Annotated in this window: 1 protein-coding gene; it reads right to left on the reverse strand. The window is 65.6% G+C overall.

Annotated elements, in window-relative coordinates:
* Nucleotides 1-625 (reverse strand): Gfo/Idh/MocA family protein (locus A5706_RS35405; protein ID WP_197518030.1); only part of this gene is annotated, 625 nt, incomplete at both ends.

Genomic DNA, 625 nt, shown 5'->3' on the forward strand with positions numbered 1-625 from the left:
CTTCCGGCGTCGTCTTCACCGGTTCGCCGCGCAGCACCGCCGCGGCAAAAGCCTCGAGCTGGTACGCATAGCTGGTGCGGCGCGGGAAGCGCTCCACCCGCTTGCCGTCGGCCGAGCGGATCGTGAGCCGGGGCAACAAGTGCGGAGCAGCCGGACTGAGGTAACGCAGCCGGCCGCGATCCCCAACCACCTTGGCGCTCGCCCAAAACAGGTTCGACGACCACAGCGCGCAGTGCAGGCGGCCCGTGTGCCCGCCGGCGAACCGCAATTCGGCCGTCATAGCCCGGTCCACTTCGGGACCGCCCAGTTTCGCACGAGCCGAAACGACTTCCGGGGTCGAACCGCCGAACGTACGGAGCATGTCGACCGTATAGCTTCCGTCGGTCATCAGCGCGCCACCGGCAAGGGAGTAGTCGTAGATGTTGCTATTTGAACGCTTCGGCAGCATGACGCACACCGCTACCTCCACTCGCTGCAATCTACCCAGCTCGCCTGACGTGAGAATCTGCTCGACGCGCGAAGTCAACGGATGGTAGCGGTATTGGATTGCCTCCATGACGACGCGATCTGACTTCGCGGCCAGCTCGGCGATGTCGCGGGCCTCGGCGGCATTGGCGGTGAACGG

This window comes from Mycobacterium sp. E796 (assembly GCF_001672815.1).
Lineage (GTDB): Bacteria > Actinomycetota > Actinomycetes > Mycobacteriales > Mycobacteriaceae > Mycobacterium.